This window comes from uncultured Campylobacter sp. (assembly GCF_938018035.1).
GTDB lineage: Bacteria > Campylobacterota > Campylobacteria > Campylobacterales > Campylobacteraceae > Campylobacter_B.
The window spans coordinates 1-2,423 of sequence record NZ_CALIJF010000186.1 but is presented as its reverse complement, the minus strand read 5'-3'; the positions used below and the strand labels follow the sequence as shown (position 1 = coordinate 2,423).

Annotated in this window: 5 protein-coding genes; all 5 read right to left on the bottom strand. The window is 46.5% G+C overall.

Annotated features, from left to right (window positions below; translation table 11 throughout):
- On the bottom strand, positions 1-271 hold a 271-nt coding region (locus Q0257_RS05630; RefSeq protein WP_298022672.1), incomplete at its 3' end, for a phage tail protein.
- Positions 272-273: 2 nt separating this feature from the next.
- On the bottom strand, positions 274-1,509 hold the full coding sequence (locus Q0257_RS05625; protein WP_298022669.1) for a phage tail tape measure protein: 1,236 nt from the start codon (positions 1,507-1,509) through the stop codon (positions 274-276).
- Positions 1,451-1,915: a phage tail tape measure protein gene (locus Q0257_RS05620; protein WP_298022667.1), complete on the bottom strand. Its 465-nt coding sequence runs from the start codon at positions 1,913-1,915 to the stop codon at positions 1,451-1,453. The genes Q0257_RS05625 and Q0257_RS05620 overlap by 59 nt, the downstream gene beginning before the upstream one ends.
- Before the next feature lie 5 nt (positions 1,916-1,920).
- Complete coding sequence (locus Q0257_RS05615; RefSeq protein WP_298022664.1) at positions 1,921-2,175, bottom strand: hypothetical protein; 255 nt, start codon at positions 2,173-2,175, stop codon at positions 1,921-1,923.
- Positions 2,156-2,423, bottom strand: a 268-nt coding sequence (locus Q0257_RS05610) for a hypothetical protein (protein WP_298022661.1), incomplete at its 5' end; no start/stop codon positions are given. The genes Q0257_RS05615 and Q0257_RS05610, both read right to left, overlap by 20 nt.

The following is a 2,423-nucleotide window of genomic DNA, read 5'->3' as shown; positions in this document are numbered from 1 at the left end:
ATCTGCCTAGATATTTACCCAGCCCCGTCACGAGCGGTAAGGATTTTCGCAACTCGGCCAAAGCATAAAGCGGCTTAAGCGCACTTTGTCCGTCGAAGGCGAATGGCAGAGTTTGTCCGCTAAGGGTAATGCTCTGCGTACCCAGGTTAGCATTCAGCAGCGCGGAATGGTTGTTTATCCGCTCGGCGGAGTTTATGCCGAATTCCGTTTCTACTGATATTTCGCTCGTTTGCTTCCACTCAAATTTAAAGCCACCCAAATTTAAGACCATTTTTAACCTCTCACGTCCGTATTTTTAGCATTTCGCTCATTTCGTCTGATAGCTTCCTGCACGTCCTTTGAAATTTGACGTCTAAAGGCTTCCGTATCGATACTGCCTCCGTGAGTATCTATCTTAAAATCGCCGTTAAAAACGACGTTTGTATTGCCCCCGGCGCGACTTGAGCTAAGAGTGCTGAGCGCTTCGCCCATAGGGCGATTCGGAGCTGGGGTGAAATTTCGATCGGCATTAGCATAAGCAGGCGCCATAACCGGCGCACTGCTATCTCCAAAGCCGAAAAATTCCCCTACGCTTTTTACGCTACCAAGTACCCAATCGATCTTTTCTCCTATCCAGCCGAAAAAGTCCGCAAATAGATCCTTCCACCATGCTACCGTCTCATCAAATACGCTACTAAATGCCTCTATCCAGCTATCCAGCCAGCTCTTAAAGCTCTCCCATTCAGGCTTTATTTTTTGCCAAAAATTTTGAAAAAAGGCTTTTACTCGGTCCCAATTCTCATACAGCCACACGGCCGCCGTAGCAAGTCCTACGACTATGGCGCCGATGCCGGTAGTGATTAGAGCCAGTTTCATTATGCGAAAGCCCGCAGCTGCAGCAATGCTTGCGCCTCGTAGTATAGCCATAGCCGCCGCTGCAGCCTTAGATGCTACGGCGTGAGCGATCATAGCTGCTCTTTGAAAAATGACCGAGGCCGTAAGGCGTTTAACGGCAAGGTTGTATAACTGCGTCCAAACGAGGGCAAAGCGTAACCTTGCGCCCACCAGCCACGAGGCCACGGCTTGTGCCTTTAGGGCCACGGCCGTAGCTGCAGCTCGCACCTTGGTTATCAGAAAAAGCGGATTTAAAATTTTAAGAATTTTAACGATACCGATAAAGCCGTCTATAACGCTAAAGATCGCTATTTTTAGTAGCAACCATACGGGCTTGAAAATCAAAAATCCCGCTACCGCCGAGCTAAGTACCTTCGTAAGCGTCGGAAATTCTCTCGCTAATTTTTGCACCCAAGCCGCTAGCGAGCCCAAAGAGTTTGCGAGCGAGTTTATCATAGGTAAGAAAGTCTCTCCTATGATGGCGGCTAAATTTAAAGCGCTCTGTTTAAGACGCTCTATTGCTGAAGCGGTAGTATCCAGCTTCGTTTGAAGCTCTTTTTTCATAGAGCCCTTTGCTTCATCGGAATAGGCACGTCTTAAATTTTCTTTTAACGCGTCCACATTCATCACCATCATTGAAATTACCGCCTACCAAATCATAAAGCAAGCCCGATCTCATCTGCTTAGGCGCCTTATTAATTCGGTCCAAGAAATCCACTATCGTGCCCTCGGCATCTTTTTGTAGATTGGCTTTAAGCGTCTTTGCGTCCAGTCCGATCTGTTTTAGTGCTTCCTGAAATGCCTTGCTTTGGCTCTCTGCAGTATCGAGCCTCGTAAAAAGAGCGTTAAGCGAAGTTCCCACGACGCTCGTGGCTTTACCGGTGCTAAGCATCGTAGAGCTTATAGCGGCTGCCGACTTTTCATTTAGTCCGATAAGATTAGAGTTTGCGGCGATCAAAGAGATAGCTTCGAATATATCTTTAGCGTTTGCGTTTTCTACGGTATTATCAAGCAAATTTATTGCATCAAATAACTCGTTCATCCTATCTAAATCTTAAAGCCTACCTTCATATTGTTACTGGCTCTACTTAGATCCTCAGCGCTCATTTCAAACGCTGCGGCTCCAGTTGCAAGCATGCGAGTATATTTAAGTAGATCCTCGCCTTTTAAATTTATCTTTCCACCGCCCGAGGCTATCTCGCTTATGCGCTCAAAACTAAGCCCCAAAGAGCTAGAGAGGTTGCGCATCTCTCCTTTTAGAATTTGTAGATTTTCAGCGCTATCATCTACGTATTTTGACATTTGCAAAGGCTGCCTCATCATCTATGGCAAGCTTGATGGGAAGCGCAAAAACTCCCGTTGCGGCGGCGTTTCTTATAGTGGCAAACTCCGCTATAACGTTACGCCTAGCCTCGCGTAGGCTATGCTGCAGATTAGTAAGCTTTTGATTGTCAAACATCTTTAGCGCTTTATTCGTTTCCGAAATGCTTTCGTTGATCTGCTTAAAACCCTTTTTAAGCTCGCCGAGTTGGGTTATCCCTTTTATGACA

Coding starts and splice junctions, on each gene's coding strand:
- Q0257_RS05625 (WP_298022669.1), bottom strand. CDS start 1,509: ATGATGGTGATGAATGTGGACGCGTTAAAAGAAAATTTAAGACGTGCC.
- Q0257_RS05620 (WP_298022667.1), bottom strand. CDS start 1,915: ATGAACGAGTTATTTGATGCAATAAATTTGCTTGATAATACCGTAGAA.
- Q0257_RS05615 (WP_298022664.1), bottom strand. CDS start 2,175: ATGTCAAAATACGTAGATGATAGCGCTGAAAATCTACAAATTCTAAAA.